This is a genomic window from Pseudomonas sp. FDAARGOS_380 (genome assembly GCF_002591235.1).
Classification (GTDB): domain Bacteria; phylum Pseudomonadota; class Gammaproteobacteria; order Pseudomonadales; family Pseudomonadaceae; genus Aquipseudomonas; species Aquipseudomonas salmasensis.
In genome coordinates this window covers 4,368,421-4,386,545 of sequence record NZ_CP023969.1, presented here as the reverse complement: position 1 = coordinate 4,386,545, position 18,125 = coordinate 4,368,421, and the positions used below count along the sequence as shown (strand labels likewise).

Sequence of the window (18,125 nt, the reverse complement as noted above, 5' to 3'; positions counted from 1 at the left end):
ACGACGACACGCCCTGCCAGGGCAGCCCAGCACCTGCGACCACCCAATCTCAAACCGCCAAAACCAAAAAAGGCGCCAGACTGTTAAATCTGGCGCCTTTCGAATATGGGGTGGACGAAGGGGATCGAACCCTCGACAACGGGAGTCACAATCCCGTGCTCTACCAACTGAGCTACGCCCACCATATTGCGTTAACAAAGAAACCAAACCACTTCTTTGTTGAGCCCTGCCCCGCCTGACGACCGGGAAAAGCTTTAATTGGTGCGGATGAAGAGACTCGAACTCTTACGCCTCGCGGCGCTGGAACCTAAATCCAGTGTGTCTACCAATTCCACCACATCCGCGCTTGAAGCTCTTAAAGCAAAGGCGCCAGACTGTTAAATCTGGCGCCTTTCAGAATATGGGGTGGACGAAGGGGATCGAACCCTCGACAACGGGAGTCACAATCCCGTGCTCTACCAACTGAGCTACGCCCACCATATAGCGCTACTTGTGCCAAAGCTGCCTAATGGCGCACCCGGCAGGACTCGAACCTGCGACCATCCGCTTAGAAGGCGGATGCTCTATCCAGCTGAGCTACGGGCGCCTTATTAATCTGTACTCTTGGAGGATTACAAACTAAGTGCTTCCAGCCTTGCAGTACAACTATTCTGCTCGACCTTCTTAACCAGTGCTAGGCTGTGCCCGACAAGTGCGACGAATAGTATAGATGCCCCGGAAACCCGTCAAATCTTTTTTGAAAAAAACTGATTTTATTTAAGGGGTTAGGGCAATTTGCAGACCAAGCGCCTTTGCCCTCGCGCCTTGGCATGCGAGAATGCGCGCACTTTTCTTCCCCCTCTCGATGGTTAATCACGCGTAATGACTGCACAACTTATCGACGGCAAATCAATCGCCGCCAGCCTGCGCCAGCAGATCGCCAAACGAGTCACCGAGCGCAGCCAGCAAGGCCTGCGCACGCCTGGCCTCGCGGTGATCCTGGTCGGCAGCGATCCTGCCTCTCAGGTTTATGTCTCGCACAAGCGTAAAGACTGTGAAGAGGTCGGCTTTATTTCCAAGGCCTACGACTTGCCTTCGGACACCACTCAACAGGCCCTGACCGACCTGATTGACAGCCTCAACGATGACCCGGGCATGGACGGCATCCTCCTGCAACTGCCGCTGCCAGAGCATTTAGACGCCTCCAAACTGCTGGAACGCATCCGCCCGGACAAAGACGTCGACGGTTTCCACCCTTATAACGTCGGCCGCCTGGCCCAACGCATTCCCCTGCTGCGCCCATGCACACCCAAAGGCATCATGACCTTGCTGGAAAGCACCGGTGTCGATCTATATGGTCTGGACGCTGTCGTGGTGGGCGCATCGAACATCGTCGGTCGCCCGATGGCCATGGAGCTGCTGCTGGCCGGCTGCACCGTGACCGTCACCCACCGCTTCACCAAGGACCTGGCTGGCCACGTTGGCCGCGCCGACCTGGTGGTGGTCGCTGCTGGCAAGCCGGGGTTGGTCAAAGGTGAATGGATCAAGGAAGGCGCCATCGTCATCGACGTGGGCATCAACCGCCAGGAAGACGGCAAGTTGGTGGGTGACGTGGTGTATGAAACCGCCCTGCCCCGTGCTGGCTGGATCACGCCGGTGCCAGGCGGTGTCGGGCCGATGACCCGGGCGTGCCTGTTGGAAAACACCTTATATGCAGCGGAAACCCTGCACGGTTAATAACCAGGCGTAATGAAAAAGCCCTGCCTTAGCGCAGGGCTTTTTAATGCCTGAGAAAAGTTTTTAGTTTCAGCGCCTAGTCCTGGAGGAGCCGATCTCTTCGATTAGGAAAAGCCCAGCACTGCAAAAAAATGCATTAACGCATAATGAATGCATTCCCCACTTGAATTCCGCACAAGCCAGAAATACTGTATGCATAGCCAGTGCATTTAAAACAGCGCTGGCTGACATCAACGCCCAAGACGTACCAAGGGCGACTTCTACCACAGCAATGGAGTGATAAATGTGGAAAATGCTACCAACGAAAAAACTACAACCTCTGTGGCGGGCGGCTACGTTCGGCAATTCAACGCGATCAAAGATATCTTTGAAGCCACCGGCGAGACTGCCGGCGAGCAGGCCCTTCTCAGTTCATATCACTTGAACCACCACGTCGGCGGCGGGCCCTTGGTATGGGCTCCCGAGGTGTTGAAATCCGCCCATGATGGTATCCGTGTTTTCAGCCCCACTGTCCCCACGTCGTCCCTTTCAAGCGCGCAGGCCTCCATCATCAGCTATATGAATAGCATCGGTGAGACGGACGCTGGTGGGTTCGGCTGTTGGTTGCGGTTGGCGGGTGACGCTGTCGCAATGGAATATGGAGGCGTGACTGAAGGCGTTGACTGCGGCTTGCTCGCCCAGCGAATCATGGACGCGTGCGTACCCAATGGCACATCAGTTATTTGCTCTGTACGTCTAACAGTCGGCTCCCCCCTAACAATTCCGCAGTATCGGACCACCCCTGCGGTACAACTCGACTTTAATCGCTCCAGGGTCCACATCCGGCACTTGATGTGCACGCAGATGTCTGGCGTCGCAGTGTCTGTCGGAAGTTCTGCCGCAAGGTTTGCGGTGGACTGGATGCAAGGTCCTGGTTACGGTGGTTTCCCGCTTGTTGGGATACAGATCTCAGGCATGGGAGGTAATGTCATCGAAGTTGGGCAAATAGGAGGCTTTCAAAATAACGTCGAATTTAATAACTCTTACTCACACGTCGTGAATATGGGTTGGTGCGACGATGCGATACGTGGCATTTCCTTTATAAATAGCAACGCGAACAAAGTAAACGGCGGTCATATTGGCGGTAGATACAGCAGCGGATACCCTCCTGTCGGCGCAACGGACCCGACAACTTGTGAAGTCGGCGTCTATGTCGATCCTACGAGCGCAAACAATATAATTTCATCAACTATTGAATACTGCAGACGCTCCGAGGCTTCAGTGGGACTTCGCGACAGCGGTTATGCGACTGTTTATCGAGGCTACATTGAGTCTTGCACCGGCTGGAATATTTATGCTGACGGAAAGGACGGTGTATTCGATGTGCTCGCTGGTGGCACAACAATTAGAAGCGACGGCGCAGGTTTTTATGCAGGGAGCGGAAACACCATAAATCTTGCGACACAGGTCGACTACTACAATGAAACGCCCACAGGGGCAAACGCCACCCTGACCTTCTTGACGCCACAGGCTCTCGCGACCGTTGGCACTGGAAAAATCAATGGCCCAAAAGGCATGCAGACCATCAGCCGAAACCATCAGTCCGCAGAAAATCTCTTGCTCGATAGCTCTAACCTGATATCCGAGCGTTGGGGCAAGGGAGCCGAAAATGGCGCAAGCTGGTCGGGTACTACCGCGCTGTCCACCGTGGCGATGCCTGAATCCGGCTACGAAACGTCAACCCAAATCACATTTCCTGCCTTGCCCGCCGACGGTGCAATATATACCGCATCGCAGAGTCCACTCCTCATGACTAATGGCCCCATTAGCTTTGGCTGTTTCGTACTTTGCGTATCGGGTGATGTAGACATAATGATGCGCGTTGTAAGCGGAACCGGCAGCGTACAGCATCGGCATGTTTCAAGGGTTAAGTCTTCCGAGAACTTTCAGAAGATTGGCAGCGAGTTGACGCATACCGCTGGCACAGACGCTAACTCTACTTTCCAGATCAGTTTTCGAAGCGCAACAGGCGGAACAATTTACGTTACTAACTGCTACTTCCAGAACCGCGTTGGAGTTAAATTCCCCCCTATCAATGGCAAGGTACGTAGAAACGTTCTTTCTGGTGAGGATGTTGGAGGTAATACCTTTTATAACGGCATGACGATCAACGGCATAATCCGCACGGACTACCGCGTTATTTCCGGGCCGCTCAGCTTGGATACCGGAACGATGAACTATTCGACCGAGGTGATTACTGGCGCGGGCTACAACGTCTTGCTTGGAGTTGGACGAGATGGCCAAGAAATCACCTTCAAAAGGGATGCCTCCAATGGCATGGTAGGAATTATTCCAATCGGCATCACAATAGAGAACTCGCTGACACCTATTCCGTTGTCCACCGCATGGCAGTCTTTACACTTGAAATACGTAATGACACCAACTTTTACAGGCTGGGTAAGGATTTGACATAAGAGGAGCGGCCCCAGTGAACCTGGGGCTTTCTGGCCTTACGGCCCTCACGCGCGCCAACGCAATCAATAAATGATGAGAGGCACGCGTGACATTCCTATTGCGGGCCCCGGCCATCAAAGCCGAAACTCAGAGAGTTTGAGCCGACCAAATCATCGGCTTACAGCCTTTATTTAAAGGCATCTATCGCTTTTTCATCTATACATCCTAAAATGTAACGGTGTTTAACAAAAACCCGTTCCCGAACGGCATTTCCTTACTTTTTAGCGAGTTCATCCGCGTGAAAATTCGTCTTTCTATTGTCAGCCTGTTTTTTGCTTTGACAGGCACCTTCGCCCACGCCGCCGAAACCACCCTGGCCCCGCGTGACGCCTCCAAGCTGCAGATCGCCTCCGGCAGCGCCATGCTGGTCGATTTGCAGACCAATAAAGTCATTTATTCCAGCAACCCCGACGTGGTGGTACCCATCGCCTCGGTGAGCAAGCTGATGACCGGCCTGATCGTCCTCGAAGCCAAGCAGAATATGGACGAGTACATCGACATCAACATCACCGACACGCCCGAGATGAAAGGCGTGTTCTCCCGGGTGAAGATCGGCAGCCAGATGCCGCGCAAGGAAATGCTGCTGATCGCGCTGATGTCCTCGGAAAACCGCGCCGCTGCGAGCCTGGCCCACCATTATCCTGGCGGTTATGCGGCCTTTATCGCGGCGATGAACGCCAAGGCCAAATCCCTGGGCATGACCAGCACCCACTACGTGGAGCCCACCGGCCTGTCGATCCATAACGTCTCGACCGCCCGCGACCTGAGCAAGCTGCTGGCCTATGCGCGCAAATTCCCGATGCTCAGCCAGTTGAGCACCACCAAGGAAAAGACCGTGTCGTTCCGCAAGCCCAACTACACCCTGGGCTTCTCCAACACCGACCACCTGATCAACCGCGCCAACTGGGATATCAAGCTGACCAAGACCGGCTTCACCAACCAGGCCGGCCACTGCCTGGTGCTGGTGACGAGCATGGGCAATCGCCCGGTGTCGCTGGTGATTCTGGATGCCTTTGGCAAGTTCACCCATTTTGCCGATGCCAGCCGTATTCGTAGTTGGGTCGAAACTGGCAAAGGCGGCGCAGTGCCGGATGTGGCGCTGCGGTACAAGGCTGATAAAAACCTCAAGAATCGAGCGACCGCTGCGGAAGTACGTCGATAAACAGCGATTTTAGTGTGGGAGCGGGCTTGCTCGCGAATGCGCGGTGTCAGTCGCTACATTCATGGCTGACCCACCGCATTCGCGAGCAAGCCCGCTCCCACCTTATTTGAGCTTCACTTCTTCTCTGCCAACACCTTGAGCGCTTGGGCTGCTGCCTGCTCCTGCCCCGCCTGCGCCGTGGCATTGGCCGCATCGCGCCAGCGTTGCGCGTCCACGTTGGCCGGCAACTGGCTCGGGCGCTGGGTCAGGATGGCCCATTGGCCCGCGCCCTTCCACGCCGACTCAAAGTCGTTGAAATTCATGCTCAGGCGGCGCTCATTGCCTGAGCGCAACAGCACCGTACTCTTCTGCTGGTTGAACCCCACCACCACGACATAACGCGCTCCGGACCAATAGCTGGCGTTGATCCGCGCCATCACCGGGTAACCCGCCGCTACCTGGGCCAGCACGGCGGTCAGCTTGGCGTCCAATGGGTACACCATCAGCCCGTACTCACGCGCCAGCACCTGCATGTTGCGCTCAAGGTCGGCCTCGGCACCGGGCAGGCGCAGCGGCTTATCAAGCAAACCTGGTGTCATGACAATGCCTTGTTGCGACAGCATGCTGGCAAGTGCTGTAGGACCGCTCTGATACGCCTCGCTGCGAAAGGTCGGCACGCCATTGAGTTCAACGCGCTCCGGCAAGCCTGGCAGTTTCGACGGTGTGTTGCTGGAACAGGCCGCCAACCCGAGGGCAACGGCCAGTAGCAAGGAAGTTTTAAGGTTCGACCGTAAGCGCAATTTTTTCACTCTCTTGATCAACTGCCAGTAAAGGCCCCGATCATAGCCCAATCGCGCTTTCTCTATCCCGTAGGAGCGAGCTTGCTCGCGAAAAACTTGGGGGCGCCGCGTTTATTCAGGAAGCCCGCGTCATCGTTGACGTTTTTCGCGAGCAAGCTCGCTCCTACATTGGGGGGCGCAAGATATCTATAGCCGACGCGTGCAATAAAGCGGTGACGATAGAGCAAACAAGTTGGACGGACTCGACCATTGGTCAATAGCAGGCAACCGTCAGCTGACTAGACTGTCCATTGAGAAGACTGTGTGTGCCCCAAGTGGGCGAAAGGAGGCCCGAATGAGCCTTGCGACAACGATTTTCCTGTTGATCTGTGGTTGGCTGGCCGTCGCCGCCGCCATGCTGTGGGGGGTCATGCGCGTGACGCGCCGGCATCATCACCCCCACGTCAAACCTGCTGAACCCGCCGAGCCGCGCAAGGCGACGGCGCATCACGCCTAGCCAGGCATGCAATTGAAGTCCTGGGTTGCGGCAATTTCCTTGCCGTGGCCGTCCTCAAGGGACGCGCGCACCGTGGTGCCCAGGCTCGACTCCACCAGGGTGTAGTGCTCACCCGCTTTGAAATGCTTGTACTCGATGCGGCCCTGGCAGTCCTGCTGGTTGTCGTCACCCGGTTCGTCTTCAAATAAGGTCACGTCCAGGCGATGGTCCCCCGGGGTCACTTCAAAATAGCGCCCATCGTCCACGCGCTTGCCATCGACACGCTCGGCCATCAGGTCATTCGGCGCTTCTTCCTGCAAGCCGATCCAGGCTTGGCTGGGGTCCGCCTTGGGGATCGGGCCAGCGCATGCCGACAGTAAGCAGACAAAGCCAAGAACGGGAACTAACAACAGTGGTTTAAGTGACATGACAGGACTCCAAAGGGCATGAATGAAAAGGTCGTATCCGATGGCTGACAAGCTTGATCAGCCGCCCTTCCTGGAACAAATGAATCCCTATGAAAGGATCTTCAGCCGTTAACTAAAACTTCCTTCACCTGGCTGAAAGGTGCGTGTTAGGTGGGTCGGGCAAGACTGCCGGGGTTTGCAATCCTGCTCTTCTCGGAGACTCACGCATGCTCGGGCTGGTAAAGACCGCACTGCACAAGCCGTACACCTTCATCGTGCTGGCTATATTCATCTGCATCATCGGGCCGATGGCGGCCCTGCACACGCCCACGGATGTTTTTCCCGATATCGGCATTCCCGTGGTTGCCGTGGTCTGGCAGTACAACGGCCTGTCCCCGGACGCCATGGCCGGCCGGGTGATCTACACCTACGAACGCTCCCTGAGCACCACCGTCAACGACATCGAACATATCGAGTCGCAATCGTTGCCCGGCATGGGCATCGTCAAGATCTTCTTCCAACCTGGCGTGGATATCCGTACTGCCAATGCCCAGGTCACGGCGGTGTCACAAACCGTGCTCAAGCAAATGCCACCGGGCATCACCCCGCCGCTGATCCTCAACTACAGCGCCTCCACGGTGCCGATCCTGCAAATGGCGTTCTCCAGCCCGAGCCTTTCGGAAGCCAGAATTCGCGACCTGGTGCAGAACAACATCCGCCTGCCCTTGAGCGCCCTGCCCGGCCTGGCCATGCCTACACCGATGGGCGGCAAGCAACGGCAGATCACCCTCGACCTCGCCCCCCAAGCCCTCGCCGCCAAAGGCTTGTCGGCCCAGGATGTGGGCAATGCCTTGTCGTTGCAGAACCAGATCATCCCGGTGGGCACCGCCAAGCTGGGGCCCAACGAATACACGATCCTGCTCAACAACAGCCCCAAGGCCATCGATGAGCTCAACGACTTGCCGATCAAGACGGTTGACGGGGCGCTGATCACCATCGGCCAAGTGGCCCATGTGCGCGACGGTTCACCGCCGCAAACCAACATCGTGCGGGTCGACGGCCATCGCGCCGTGCTGATGCCGGCGCTGAAAAACGGCAGCATCTCCACGCTGTCGATCATCGACGGTATCCGCCAGATGCTGCCGCGCATCAACGAAACCCTGCCGCCGTCATTGAAAACCTCGCTGCTGGGCGATGCCTCGGTGTTCGTCAAACAGTCGGTGGGCAGCGTGGCCCAGGAAGGCATCATTGCCGCATTGCTCACCAGTGCGATGATCCTGCTGTTTCTCGGCAGTTGGCGTTCGACCTTGATCATCGCCGCCTCAATTCCCCTGGCGGTGCTCTCGGCCATCGCCTTGCTGGCGGTCAGCGGGCAAACCCTCAACGTGATGACATTGGGCGGGCTGGCATTGGCGGTGGGTATCCTGGTGGATGACGCCACGGTGACCATCGAAAACATCAACTGGCACCTGGAACAAGGCAAGGCGGTGAAGACCGCGATTCTCGACGGCGCCGCGCAAATCGTCGGCCCGGCGTTCGTCTCACTGCTGTGCATCTGCATCGTGTTCGTGCCGATGTTTTTGCTGCAAGGCATCGCCGGTTACCTGTTCCGGCCCATGGCGCTGGCGGTGATCTTCGCCATGGCCAGTTCGTTCATCCTCTCGCGCACCCTGGTGCCGACACTGGCGATGTTTTTGCTCAAACCGCATAGGCCCGAGCCTGGCGCGGGGCATCATCCGGAAGATGCATTCATCAACCACCACGAGGGTGAACAGCACCCGAAACCGCGCAATGCGTTGCTGCAATCGGTGCTTAATTTTCAGCAGGGGTTCGAGCGGCACTTTTCCAATGTCCGCGACACCTACCATGGCCTGCTGACGCTGGCATTGGGCGCACGCAAGCGCTTCATTGTCGGGTTCCTGGCGTGCGTATTGGCGTCGTTCCTGCTGTTGCCGAGCCTGGGCCAAGACTTTTTCCCGGCCACCGATGCGGGTGCCTTGGCGCTGCATGTGCGCTTGCCCCTGGGCACACGCATCGAGGAAAGCGCCGCGGCGTTCGACCGCATCGAAGCGCGGATCCGCGAGGTCATCCCCGCCGAAGAGCTGGACACCATTGTCGACAATATCGGCATTCCGCTCAGCGGCATCGACATGGCCTACAGCAGCAGCGGCACCATCGGCCCGCAGGATGGCGATATTCAAGTCAGCTTGAAAACGCACCACGCCCCCACCGCCGACTATGTAAAAAAACTGCGCGAAGCCCTGCCGCAAAGTTTCCCCGGCAGCCACTTTGCGTTCTTGCCCGCCGACATCAGCAGCCAGATCCTCAACTTCGGCGCCCCCGCCCCGCTGGACGTCAAAATCTCCGGGCGCAGTGACGCAGACAACCGCGCCTATGCCGTCGAACTTGAACGGCGCCTGCAGCATGTACCGGGCATTGCCGACCTGCGGATCCAGCAGTCCACCGGCTACCCCTCGCTGCAAGTAAACGTGGACCGTATGCGCGCCAATGGCCTGGGCATCACCGAGCGTGACGTCACCAACAGCATGGTCGCCTCCCTCGCCGGCAGCTCGCAAACCGCGCCGACCTTCTGGCTCAACCCGGCCAACGGCGTGTCTTACTCCATCGTCGCCGCCACCCCGCAATACCGCCTCGACAGCCTGCCGTCCCTGGAAGCGCTGCCGGTGACGGGGGCCAATGGGCAGGCGCAAATCCTCGGCGGCGTGGCGACCATCTCCCGGGTACAAAGCCCGGCCGTGGTGACCCACTACAACATCGAACCGACCCTGGACCTGTACGCCAACGTGCAAGGCCGCGACCTCGGCGGTGTGGCCCGCGATGTGCAAAAGGTGCTGGATGACACGGCGTCCATGCGCCCCAAAGGCGCGACCATCAGCCTGCACGGGCAGATCGACGCGCTGCATGAGGCGTTCAGTGGTTTGAGCTTCGGGTTGCTCGGCGCGGTGGTGCTGATCTATCTGCTGATCGTGGTCAACTTCCAGTCGTGGGCCGACCCCTTTGTGATCATCACGGCGTTGCCGGCAGCATTGGCGGGCATCGTGTGGATGCTGTTCCTCAGCGGCACCTCGTTGTCGGTGCCAGCACTCACAGGTGCCATCTTGTGCATGGGCGTGGCGACCGCCAACTCGATCCTGGTGGTGAGCTTCTGCCGAGAGCGCCTGGCCGAACATGGCGATGCGTTGAAAGCCGCGCTGGAAGCCGGCTATACGCGCTTTCGCCCGGTGTGCATGACCGCCCTGGCGATGATCATCGGCATGCTGCCCCTGGCGATTTCCGAGGAGCAGAACGCCCCGCTCGGCCGGGCGGTCATCGGCGGCTTGATCTTCGCCACCATCGCCACTTTGTTGTTTGTTCCCGTGGTCTTCAGCCTGGTCCACGGCCGTCATCCTACTCGCGCAACTGCTGGAGAAACGCCCCATGTCGCCTGATCAAAAACCCTCGCGCAAGCGCCTGATGCTCCTGGGTGTCGGTGGCCTGACGTTGGCTGCCCTGTTGGTCGCCAGCGGCCTGCACGCGCGTACGCTGCACGAGCAATCGGTCACTGCCTGGACCGAGGCCGCCGCCGTCCCCCAGGTGATGGTGTTCCAACCCAAGCCAAACGCCGCCGGTGATACCCTGCGCCTGCCCGCCCACCTGGAGGCATGGAGCCAGGCGGCGATCCATGCACGGGTCAGCGGCTACCTGAAGGACTGGAAAGTCGACATCGGCGCCCAGGTCAAGGCCGGGCAACTCCTCGCCGAAATCGACAGCCCCGACCTCGACCAACAACTGGCCCAGGCCCATGCGCGCCTGATCCAGCAACAAGCCAATGCACATCTGGCAGCCACCACGGCGACCCGCTGGCAAAACCTGCTGGCGAGCCATTCGGTATCGCGCCAGGACGCCGATGAGAAAACCTCCAATGCCGCAGCCGCCAAGGCCAACACCGAAGCTGCCGCAGCAGACTATGCGCGACTGTGCGCCCTGGAAAGCTACAAGACCCTTCGCGCGCCGTTCGCCGGCACCATCACCGCCCGCAACACGGACATCGGCCAGTTGATCAAGGCCGATAACGCCAGCGATCCGGAACTGTTCAACATTGCCGACACCCACCAACTGCGTTTGTATGTGCCGGTGCCGCAGAACTATGCAGCGGTCATCCATACCGGCCTTGAGGCCGAACTGACCGTCCCTGAGCACCCCGGCGAGCATTTCAAGGCGCGCCTGATTGGTGACTCCACCGCCATCGACCGCCGCTCCGGCACCCTGCTCGCCCAGTTCGTCGCCGACAACCCCAACGGCGAACTGCTGCCGGGCGATTACGCCGAAGTCACCCTGCCGATTCCGGCCGACACCCATGGCGTGAGCATCCCGGCCAGCGCCTTGATCTTCCGTGCCCAGGGTACCCAGGTTGCCGTGCTGGACGGGCGCAACCATGTGCACCTGCAAGACATTCATATAGGCCTGGACCTCGGCGAGCGCCTGGTGATCGACCAGGGCCTGAAGCCTGCTGACCGTATCATCGACAACCCGCCCGACGCCCTGCGTGAAGGCGACCCGGTGCAACTGGCTGACGCCTCGGGAGGTGCCCATGCGCCCAAGGCTTAAGCCGCTGGCGGCGTTGATACTGCTGGCGTTGCAGGGTTGCTCGATGGCACCCACCTATACAGTGCCGTCGGTTGACCTGCCCGCGAACTACCGTGAACAAACCAGCGATGGCCCCTGGCACAGCGCGCAACCGTCGGACCAACTGGCGCCCCAGTGGTGGCAGCTTTACCACGATTCGCGCCTGAACGCGCTGCAGCAGCAACTGCTCAAGGCCAACCCGAACCTGGCCGCGGCGCTGGCGCACTTCGATGCGTCCCAGGCCTATGCCAGTCAACTGCACGCGGGCCTTTTTCCGCAAATCACCGCCAGCGCGCAACCGCAGCGCCAGCGTCAATCAGATTCACGACCGTTGCGCGGCACTACACAGCCGTCGGTGTACAACAGCAATACCGCTGGTTTCTCCCTGGGTTACGACCTCGACCTGTGGGGCAGAATCCGCAACCAGGTCGCTGCGGGCGATGCCCAGGCGCAAGCGTCCTTTGATGATCTGGCGGTGGTGCGCTTGAGCCTGCAACAGCAGTTGGCGAGCCTGTATGTGCAGCTCAATGGGCTGGATGCACAGGGCCGAATCCTCAACACGTCGTTGCAGGACTTCAGCAAAGCGCTGCAACTGACCCGCAGCCGTTATGAAGGCCAGATTGCGTCGGAACTGGACCTGACCCGCGCACAAAACCAACTGGCCGAAGCCAAGGCACAGCTGGACGAAGTGCGTGGCCAGCGCAACCTCGCCGAGCATGCCATCGGCGAATTGGTGGGCGTGACGGCCAGTGATTTTTCATTGCCGCCCAGCTCGCAGTTAATGGCGTTGCCCGGCATTCCAGCGCAGTTGCCCAGCCACCTGCTGCAGCGTCGCCCGGACATTGCCGCCGCTGAACGTCGCGTGTTTGCAGCCAACGCGACTATCGGCGTGGCCAAGGCGGCATGGTTTCCGGATTTCAGTTTGACCGGTGTGCTGGGCGGGCAGACCCAAGGCGTCGGCAACCTGCTGTCCGCCGGCAACCGGTATTGGGCGCTGGGGCCACTGATGAACCTGCCGATCTTCGACGGCGGGCGCTTGAGCGCCAATGAGCGCCAGGCCAAGGCCGAGTTCGAGGAGGCTTCGGCACAGTACCGTAGCCACGTATTGAAAGCCGTGCGCGAGGTGGAAGATAACCTCGCGCAACTGCGGGATTTGCAGCAGCAAGCCGAGGACGAGCAAGCGGCGGCAGAGGCAGCGCAACATACCCAGGCCTTGGCGATGAACAGCTATCAGGCCGGGGCGGTGAGTTACCTGGATGTGGTCACCGCCCAAACCGCCGCGTTGCAGGCGCAGAGAACATTGCAGGCGGTGCAGACCCGGCAATTGCAGGCAAGCGTGGGACTGTTGACCGCACTCGGCGGCGGCTGGCAGCCGGGCTAATACCCACTGATCGTTCCCACGCTCTGCGTGGGAACGCCGCTCAGGACGCTCTGCGTCTGCCCTTAAAATCGTGACGCGGAGCGTCACAGGGTGCATTCCCACGCGGAGCGTGGGAACGATCAGGCCGCGAGTTTGCCGCTGGCGATGGCCGCTGAAGCGGCCAGCATGGCGCGCAACAACACCGCACACCCTGCCGCCAGGTCATCCGGCGCGGCATTTTCGATTTCGTTGTGGCTGATGCCGCCTTCACACGGCACAAAGATCATCCCCGCCGGGCCCAGCTCAGCCACGAAGATCGCGTCGTGCCCTGCCCCGCTGACGATGTCCAGGTTCGACAAGCCCAAGCCATTGGCGGCATCGCGCACCGCCTCCACACAGCCTTTGTCAAAGTACAGCGGCGGGAAGTCCGCCGTGGGCTGCAGGTCGAAACTCAAGCCATGTTTGGCGCAGGTGTCCTCGATCACCTGGCGCACCTGGGCAATCATCGAGTCCAGCCGTGCCGGTTCCAGGTGACGAAAATCCAGAGTCATGCGTACTTCACCGGGAATCACGTTGCGCGATCCCGGATACGCTTGCAGGCAACCCACCGTGCCGCATGCGTGGGGCTGGTGCGCCAACGCCGCCGCGTTCACGGCGGCCACCACCGCCGCCGCACCTACCAAGGCGTCCTTGCGCAAGTGCATGGGTGTAGGGCCCGCATGGGCCTCAACACCGCGCAGCTTCAGGTCGAACCATTTTTGCCCAAGGGCGCCGAGCACCACGCCGATGGTTTTGTGTTCATCCTCCAGAATCGGCCCTTGTTCGATATGGGCCTCGAAATACGCGCCGACCTTATGCCCGCTGATCGGCCGTGTTCCCGCATAACCAATCGCATTCAGCGCCTCACCCACGCTGACCCCATCCGCATCGACCTTGGCCAGGGTATCGGCCAGGGTGAACTTCTCGGCAAACACCCCTGAGCCCATCATGCACGGCGGGAAGCGCGAGCCTTCTTCGTTGGTCCATACCACCACTTCCAGCGGCGCCTCGGTTTCCACCTTGAGGTCGTTAAGGGTGCGCAGCACTTCCACACCGGCCAGCACGCCGAAGCAACCGTCGAACTTGCCGCCCGTGGGCTGGGTGTCGATATGGCTGCCGGTCATCACTGGCGGCAGGTCGGGATTGCGGCCGGGGCGACGCGCAAAGATATTGCCGATGCCGTCGATGGTCACCGTGCAACCAGCCGCTTCGCACCACTGCACGAAGAGATCGCGAGCCTTGCGGTCGAGGTCGGTGAGGGCCAGGCGACACACACCGCCCTTGGGGGTGGCGCCCAGCTTGGCCAGGTCCATCAGCGACTGCCACAGGCGGTCGCGGTTGATGTGCTGATGGGTCGATTGCAGAACATCGAGGGCAGCGTTCATGGGGGTCTCCTCAGGCTGAGTTTCTTATGAATTGACGCGGTCAAGTGTGGGAGCTGGCTTGCCTGCGATGGCGGTGTGTCAGTCGACACGGCTTTAACTGATAATCCGCTATCGCAGGCAAGCCAGCTCCCACCTGGACCGTGTTTACAACGGGGATTTGACGGTGAGTGGAGTGCTACCGCGCTTGGCATTGAGCCCGTAATACAACACCCCGCCCAACGCCGAACCGGTAAACCAGCCGTAGCTGTAGAACCAGCTGAACGCATCGCTGCCCAGCGACAGCAGCGTCAGCACCACCGGTACGCCAAAGGCGACAAAGCCGCTCCAGTTCCAGGCCGGGTACACGTCATCGCGGTACAGGCCGGCCAGGTCCAACTGTTGTCTGCGGGTTATGAAATAGTCCACCACCATGATCCCCGCAATCGGCCCCAGCAGGCTCGAATAACCCAGCAGCCAATTGGAATACACGGTTTCAAGACTCACGTCCGAGACGATCAGCCCGAGTTTTTTCAGTAGCTCATGGGCCATCAATGCCAGCCCTACCAGGCCGGTGAGGATCACCGCCGTGGTGCGGTTGATCAGCTTGGGCGCGATGTTCTGGAAGTCGTTGGTGGGCGAGACGATGTTCGCCGCGGTGTTGGTGGACAAGGTCGCGACGATGATCAGCGCCATGGCGATGGCCACCCACACCGGGCTCTGGATATGACCGATCAGGCTCACCGGGTCGGAGACGCTCACTCCTACCAGTTTCACCGAGGCGGCGGTCATGACCACGCCGAGGGCAGCGAACAGGAACATGGTCAGCGGCAAGCCGAAGATCTGCCCCAGAATCTGGTCTTTCTGGCTGTTGGCGTAGCGGCTGAAGTCGGGAATATTCAGCGATAACGTGGCCCAGAAACCCACCATCGCCGTAAGCCCCGCCATGAAGTAACCGGTGAGGCTGGCGCCTTCGGGGCGCTTGGGTGGGATCGCCATCAACTCGCTGAGGGACACATTCGGCATCGCCCATACCAACAGCCCAACGCCCACGGCGACCAACAGCGGCGCCGACAAGGTTTCCAGGCGCTTGATCGACTCGGCGCCGCGCAGCACCACCCATAGGTTCAAGCACCAGAACAGCATGAAACCGATCACCTCGCCGGTACCGCCGAGGGCTTTCCAGCCGTCGAAAATCGAGCCCAGAAACAGGTGGATCGCCAGCCCGCCGAACATCGTCTGGATACCAAACCAGCCGCAAGCCACCAGCGCACGGATCAGGCACGGTACGTTGGAACCGAGGATGCCGAAGGACGAACGCAACAGCACCGGAAACGGAATGCCGTACTTGGTGCCGGGAAACGCGTTGAGGGTCAGCGGGATCAACACCACGATATTGGCCAGCAGGATCGCTACCAGCGCCTCCCCCACCGACAGCCCGAAATACGCTGTGAGCACCCCACCCAGGGTGTAGGTGGGCACGCAGATCGACATACCGACCCATAGCGCCGTGATGTGCCATTTGTTCCAGGTGCGCTCGTGCACTTTGGTAGGTGCCATGTCGTGGTTGTAGCGAGGGCTGTCGAGGACGTCGGGGCCGGCGTCGAGTTCGTACAGGCCGTTGCGCTCGATGACTTGCGATCTGTTCTGTTGCATGGCCGCTCCACGGTTTTTTTAAAATTATTGTTGCTCACCTGCACGCTAGGTTCAGGTGGCCGGAGTACCGCATCAACAACATGACATCCAGGGTTCCGGCCAACTGCCCGTGCACTCAATAACCGTGCCGACAACCGCCTCTGAACCCGCACCGCTTATATAACGTGCTGATGTTTATCAGCTTTCCAATTGAACCTGCGGTACTTGCCGTATGCGTCAGGCTAAACAATACGCAAGTTGCTCGAACCCTCAGGTCTCAATCTGGTGCATCACAATTATTTTTATTTCTCGACGCCGTCAAGCGGCATATCTCAAGCGCCTGATTTGCAATAAGAAATATTGATCAGATCAAGAACCTGTCAAGTTCGTCAAAACAGGGTGAGCGTGCTTCATTTTGGTGAAACCAGTATTTTTCTTATATATATCAATAAGATAAAAACTATAAAGGCTTGCGAAAAATCTTCTTGCTCATTCGAAAAACTCGGGCTAGTTTCTATTCCTGTCACCGATGACAGGAATTAACCCGTCATCGGTACGCAGTATTACAACACTTAGAACTGGCACAAGCCGGTCAAGCCTGTGAGGAACTCGACATGTCGCTGTTGATCCGTGGCGCCACCGTTATTACCCATGATGAAAGTTACCGCGCCGACGTGTTATGCGCAGAGGGTCTAATTCGCGCCATTGGCACGAATCTGGATATTCCCGCAGGCTGCGAAATACTCGATGGCAGTGGCCAATACTTGATGCCGGGGGGCATCGACCCCCATACCCATATGCAACTGCCCTTCATGGGCACCGTGGCCAGTGAAGACTTTTTCAGCGGTACGGCTGCAGGCTTGGCCGGTGGCACCACGTCGATCATCGACTTCGTGATTCCCAACCCGCAGCAATCGCTGATGGAAGCTTTCCACCAGTGGCGCGGCTGGGCCGAAAAGTCTGCCGCCGACTACGGGTTTCATGTCGCGATCACCTGGTGGAGCGAGCAGGTACGCGAGGAAATGGCCGAGTTGGTCAGCCACCACGGCATCAACAGCTTCAAGCATTTCATGGCCTACAAGAACGCGATCATGGCCGCCGACGACACCTTGGTTGCCAGTTTCGAACGCTGCCTGGAACTCGGCGCGGTGCCCACCGTGCATGCCGAAAATGGCGAGCTGGTGTATCACCTGCAACGCAAGCTGATGGCCCAGGGCATCACCGGGCCGGAAGCCCATCCGCTGTCGCGCCCCTCCCAGGTGGAAGGCGAGGCGGCCAGCCGTGCCATCCGGATTGCCGAGACCATCGGCACGCCGCTGTACCTGGTGCATGTGTCGACGAAGGAAGCCCTGGATGAAATCACCTACGCCCGAGGCAAGGGCCAGGCGGTGTACGGCGAAGTGCTCGCCGGCCACCTGTTGCTCGATGACAGTGTGTACCAACACCCCGACTGGCAGACCGCCGCTGGCTATGTGATGAGCCCGCCGTTCCGCCCGCGCGGGCACCAGGAGGCACTGTGGCATGGCCTGCAAGCGGGCAACCTGCACACCACCGCCACCGACCACTGCTGTTTCTGCGCCGAGCAAAAAGCCGCCGGGCGTGATGACTTCAGCAAGATCCCCAACGGTACCGCCGGCATTGAAGACCGTATGGCGCTGCTGTGGCACGAAGGCGTCAATACCGGGCGTTTGTCGATGCAGGAGTTTGTCGCGCTGACCTCCACCAACACCGCGAAAATCTTCAACCTCTACCCACGCAAAGGCGCGATACGCGTAGGCGCCGATGCCGACCTGGTGCTATGGGACCCCGAGGGCACGCGGACCATTTCCGCCAAGACCCACCACCAGCAGGTGGACTTCAACATCTTCGAAGGCAAGACCGTGCGCGGCGTGCCCAGCCACACTATCAGCCAGGGCAAGCTGGTGTGGGCCGATGGCGACCTGCGCGCCGAGCGAGGGGCCGGACGGTATGTAGAGCGGCCGGCGTATCCGTCGGTGTTCGAGCAGTTGAGCAAGCGGGCAGCGCTTTCCAAGCCGGTGGCTGTGAACCGCTGAATCCAAAAAAAGCGGACG

General features: G+C 59.4%; 12 protein-coding genes and 4 tRNA genes. 8 read left to right on the top strand and 8 right to left on the bottom strand.

From position 1 onward, the window contains the following. Window positions 1–106 precede the first annotated feature (106 nt). The 4 genes from CRN80_RS20720 to CRN80_RS20705 all read right to left on the bottom strand — a co-directional run bounded on the left by CRN80_RS20720 (window position 107) and on the right by CRN80_RS20705 (window position 586). Window positions 107–182: transfer RNA gene (locus tag CRN80_RS20720), tRNA-His, on the bottom strand. Between the two features lie 77 nt (window positions 183–259). Continuing rightward, window positions 260–344 (bottom strand) — tRNA-Leu (locus tag CRN80_RS20715). A 57-nt stretch (window positions 345–401) separates the two neighbouring features. Further along, a tRNA-His gene (locus CRN80_RS20710) sits at window positions 402–477 on the bottom strand. Between the two features lie 32 nt (window positions 478–509). Beyond that, window positions 510–586: transfer RNA gene (locus CRN80_RS20705), tRNA-Arg, on the bottom strand. A gap of 275 nt (window positions 587–861) precedes the next feature. Between CRN80_RS20705 and folD the strand changes: the two genes are divergently transcribed. The 3 genes from folD to pbpG all read left to right on the top strand — a co-directional run bounded on the left by folD (window position 862) and on the right by pbpG (window position 5,371). Then, window positions 862–1,716 carry a bifunctional methylenetetrahydrofolate dehydrogenase/methenyltetrahydrofolate cyclohydrolase FolD gene (folD, locus tag CRN80_RS20700; protein ID WP_003192259.1) on the top strand — a complete coding sequence of 285 codons (855 nt, stop codon included), beginning with the start codon at window positions 862–864 and terminating at the stop codon, window positions 1,714–1,716. A gap of 285 nt (window positions 1,717–2,001) precedes the next feature. Then, the gene (locus CRN80_RS20695) at window positions 2,002–4,164 is read left to right on the top strand and encodes a hypothetical protein (RefSeq protein WP_098950940.1); all 2,163 of its coding nucleotides are present in this window, start codon (window positions 2,002–2,004) and stop codon (window positions 4,162–4,164) included. A 283-nt stretch (window positions 4,165–4,447) separates the two neighbouring features. Then, window positions 4,448–5,371 (top strand): D-alanyl-D-alanine endopeptidase, encoded by a 924-nt coding sequence (pbpG, locus tag CRN80_RS20690; protein ID WP_098952661.1) that lies wholly within the window; start codon window positions 4,448–4,450, stop codon window positions 5,369–5,371. Between the two features lie 113 nt (window positions 5,372–5,484). Here the strand turns inward: pbpG and CRN80_RS20685 are convergent, their stop codons facing one another. After that, window positions 5,485–6,150: a peptidase C39 family protein gene (locus CRN80_RS20685; RefSeq protein ID WP_098952659.1), complete on the bottom strand. Its 666-nt coding sequence runs from the start codon at window positions 6,148–6,150 to the stop codon at window positions 5,485–5,487. A 334-nt stretch (window positions 6,151–6,484) separates the two neighbouring features. Here CRN80_RS20685 and CRN80_RS31270 point away from each other — a divergent pair, with 334 nt between their 5' ends. After that, the gene (locus CRN80_RS31270; RefSeq protein WP_164692270.1) at window positions 6,485–6,646 is read left to right on the top strand and encodes a hypothetical protein; all 162 of its coding nucleotides are present in this window, start codon (window positions 6,485–6,487) and stop codon (window positions 6,644–6,646) included. Here CRN80_RS31270 and CRN80_RS20680 read toward each other — a convergent pair. Then, entirely contained in the window at window positions 6,643–7,053 is a 411-nt protein-coding gene (locus CRN80_RS20680) for a hypothetical protein (RefSeq protein WP_003192269.1), read from the bottom strand. The genes CRN80_RS31270 and CRN80_RS20680 overlap by 4 nt on opposite strands. 206 nt (window positions 7,054–7,259) lie before the next feature. Between CRN80_RS20680 and CRN80_RS20675 the strand changes: the two genes are divergently transcribed. Genes CRN80_RS20675 through CRN80_RS20665 form a run of 3 tightly spaced genes read left to right on the top strand, consistent with a single transcriptional unit; the run spans window position 7,260 to window position 13,039 of the window. After that, on the top strand, window positions 7,260–10,481 hold the full coding sequence (locus CRN80_RS20675) for an efflux RND transporter permease subunit (protein WP_098950939.1): 3,222 nt from the start codon (window positions 7,260–7,262) through the stop codon (window positions 10,479–10,481). Further along, window positions 10,471–11,640 carry an efflux RND transporter periplasmic adaptor subunit gene (locus CRN80_RS20670; protein ID WP_098950938.1) on the top strand — a complete coding sequence of 390 codons (1,170 nt, stop codon included), beginning with the start codon at window positions 10,471–10,473 and terminating at the stop codon, window positions 11,638–11,640. Before CRN80_RS20675 ends, CRN80_RS20670 begins: the two co-directional genes overlap by 11 nt. Continuing rightward, window positions 11,624–13,039, top strand: coding sequence for an efflux transporter outer membrane subunit (locus CRN80_RS20665; RefSeq protein WP_098950937.1), 1,416 nt, complete (start codon window positions 11,624–11,626; stop codon window positions 13,037–13,039). The genes CRN80_RS20670 and CRN80_RS20665 overlap by 17 nt, the downstream gene beginning before the upstream one ends. Before the next feature lie 119 nt (window positions 13,040–13,158). On the opposite strand, the gene CRN80_RS20660 is transcribed toward CRN80_RS20665, so the two are convergent. Both CRN80_RS20660 and CRN80_RS20655 read right to left on the bottom strand, forming a co-directional pair. Further along, on the bottom strand, window positions 13,159–14,442 hold the full coding sequence (locus CRN80_RS20660) for a Zn-dependent hydrolase (protein WP_098950936.1): 1,284 nt from the start codon (window positions 14,440–14,442) through the stop codon (window positions 13,159–13,161). 144 nt (window positions 14,443–14,586) lie between these two features. After that, complete coding sequence (locus tag CRN80_RS20655) at window positions 14,587–16,074, bottom strand: NCS1 family nucleobase:cation symporter-1 (protein WP_098950935.1); 1,488 nt, start codon at window positions 16,072–16,074, stop codon at window positions 14,587–14,589. Between the two features lie 593 nt (window positions 16,075–16,667). Between CRN80_RS20655 and hydA the strand changes: the two genes are divergently transcribed. Beyond that, window positions 16,668–18,107 (top strand): dihydropyrimidinase, encoded by a 1,440-nt coding sequence (gene hydA / locus CRN80_RS20650; protein ID WP_032896498.1) that lies wholly within the window; start codon window positions 16,668–16,670, stop codon window positions 18,105–18,107. The last annotated feature ends 18 nt before the right edge of the window (window positions 18,108–18,125 follow it).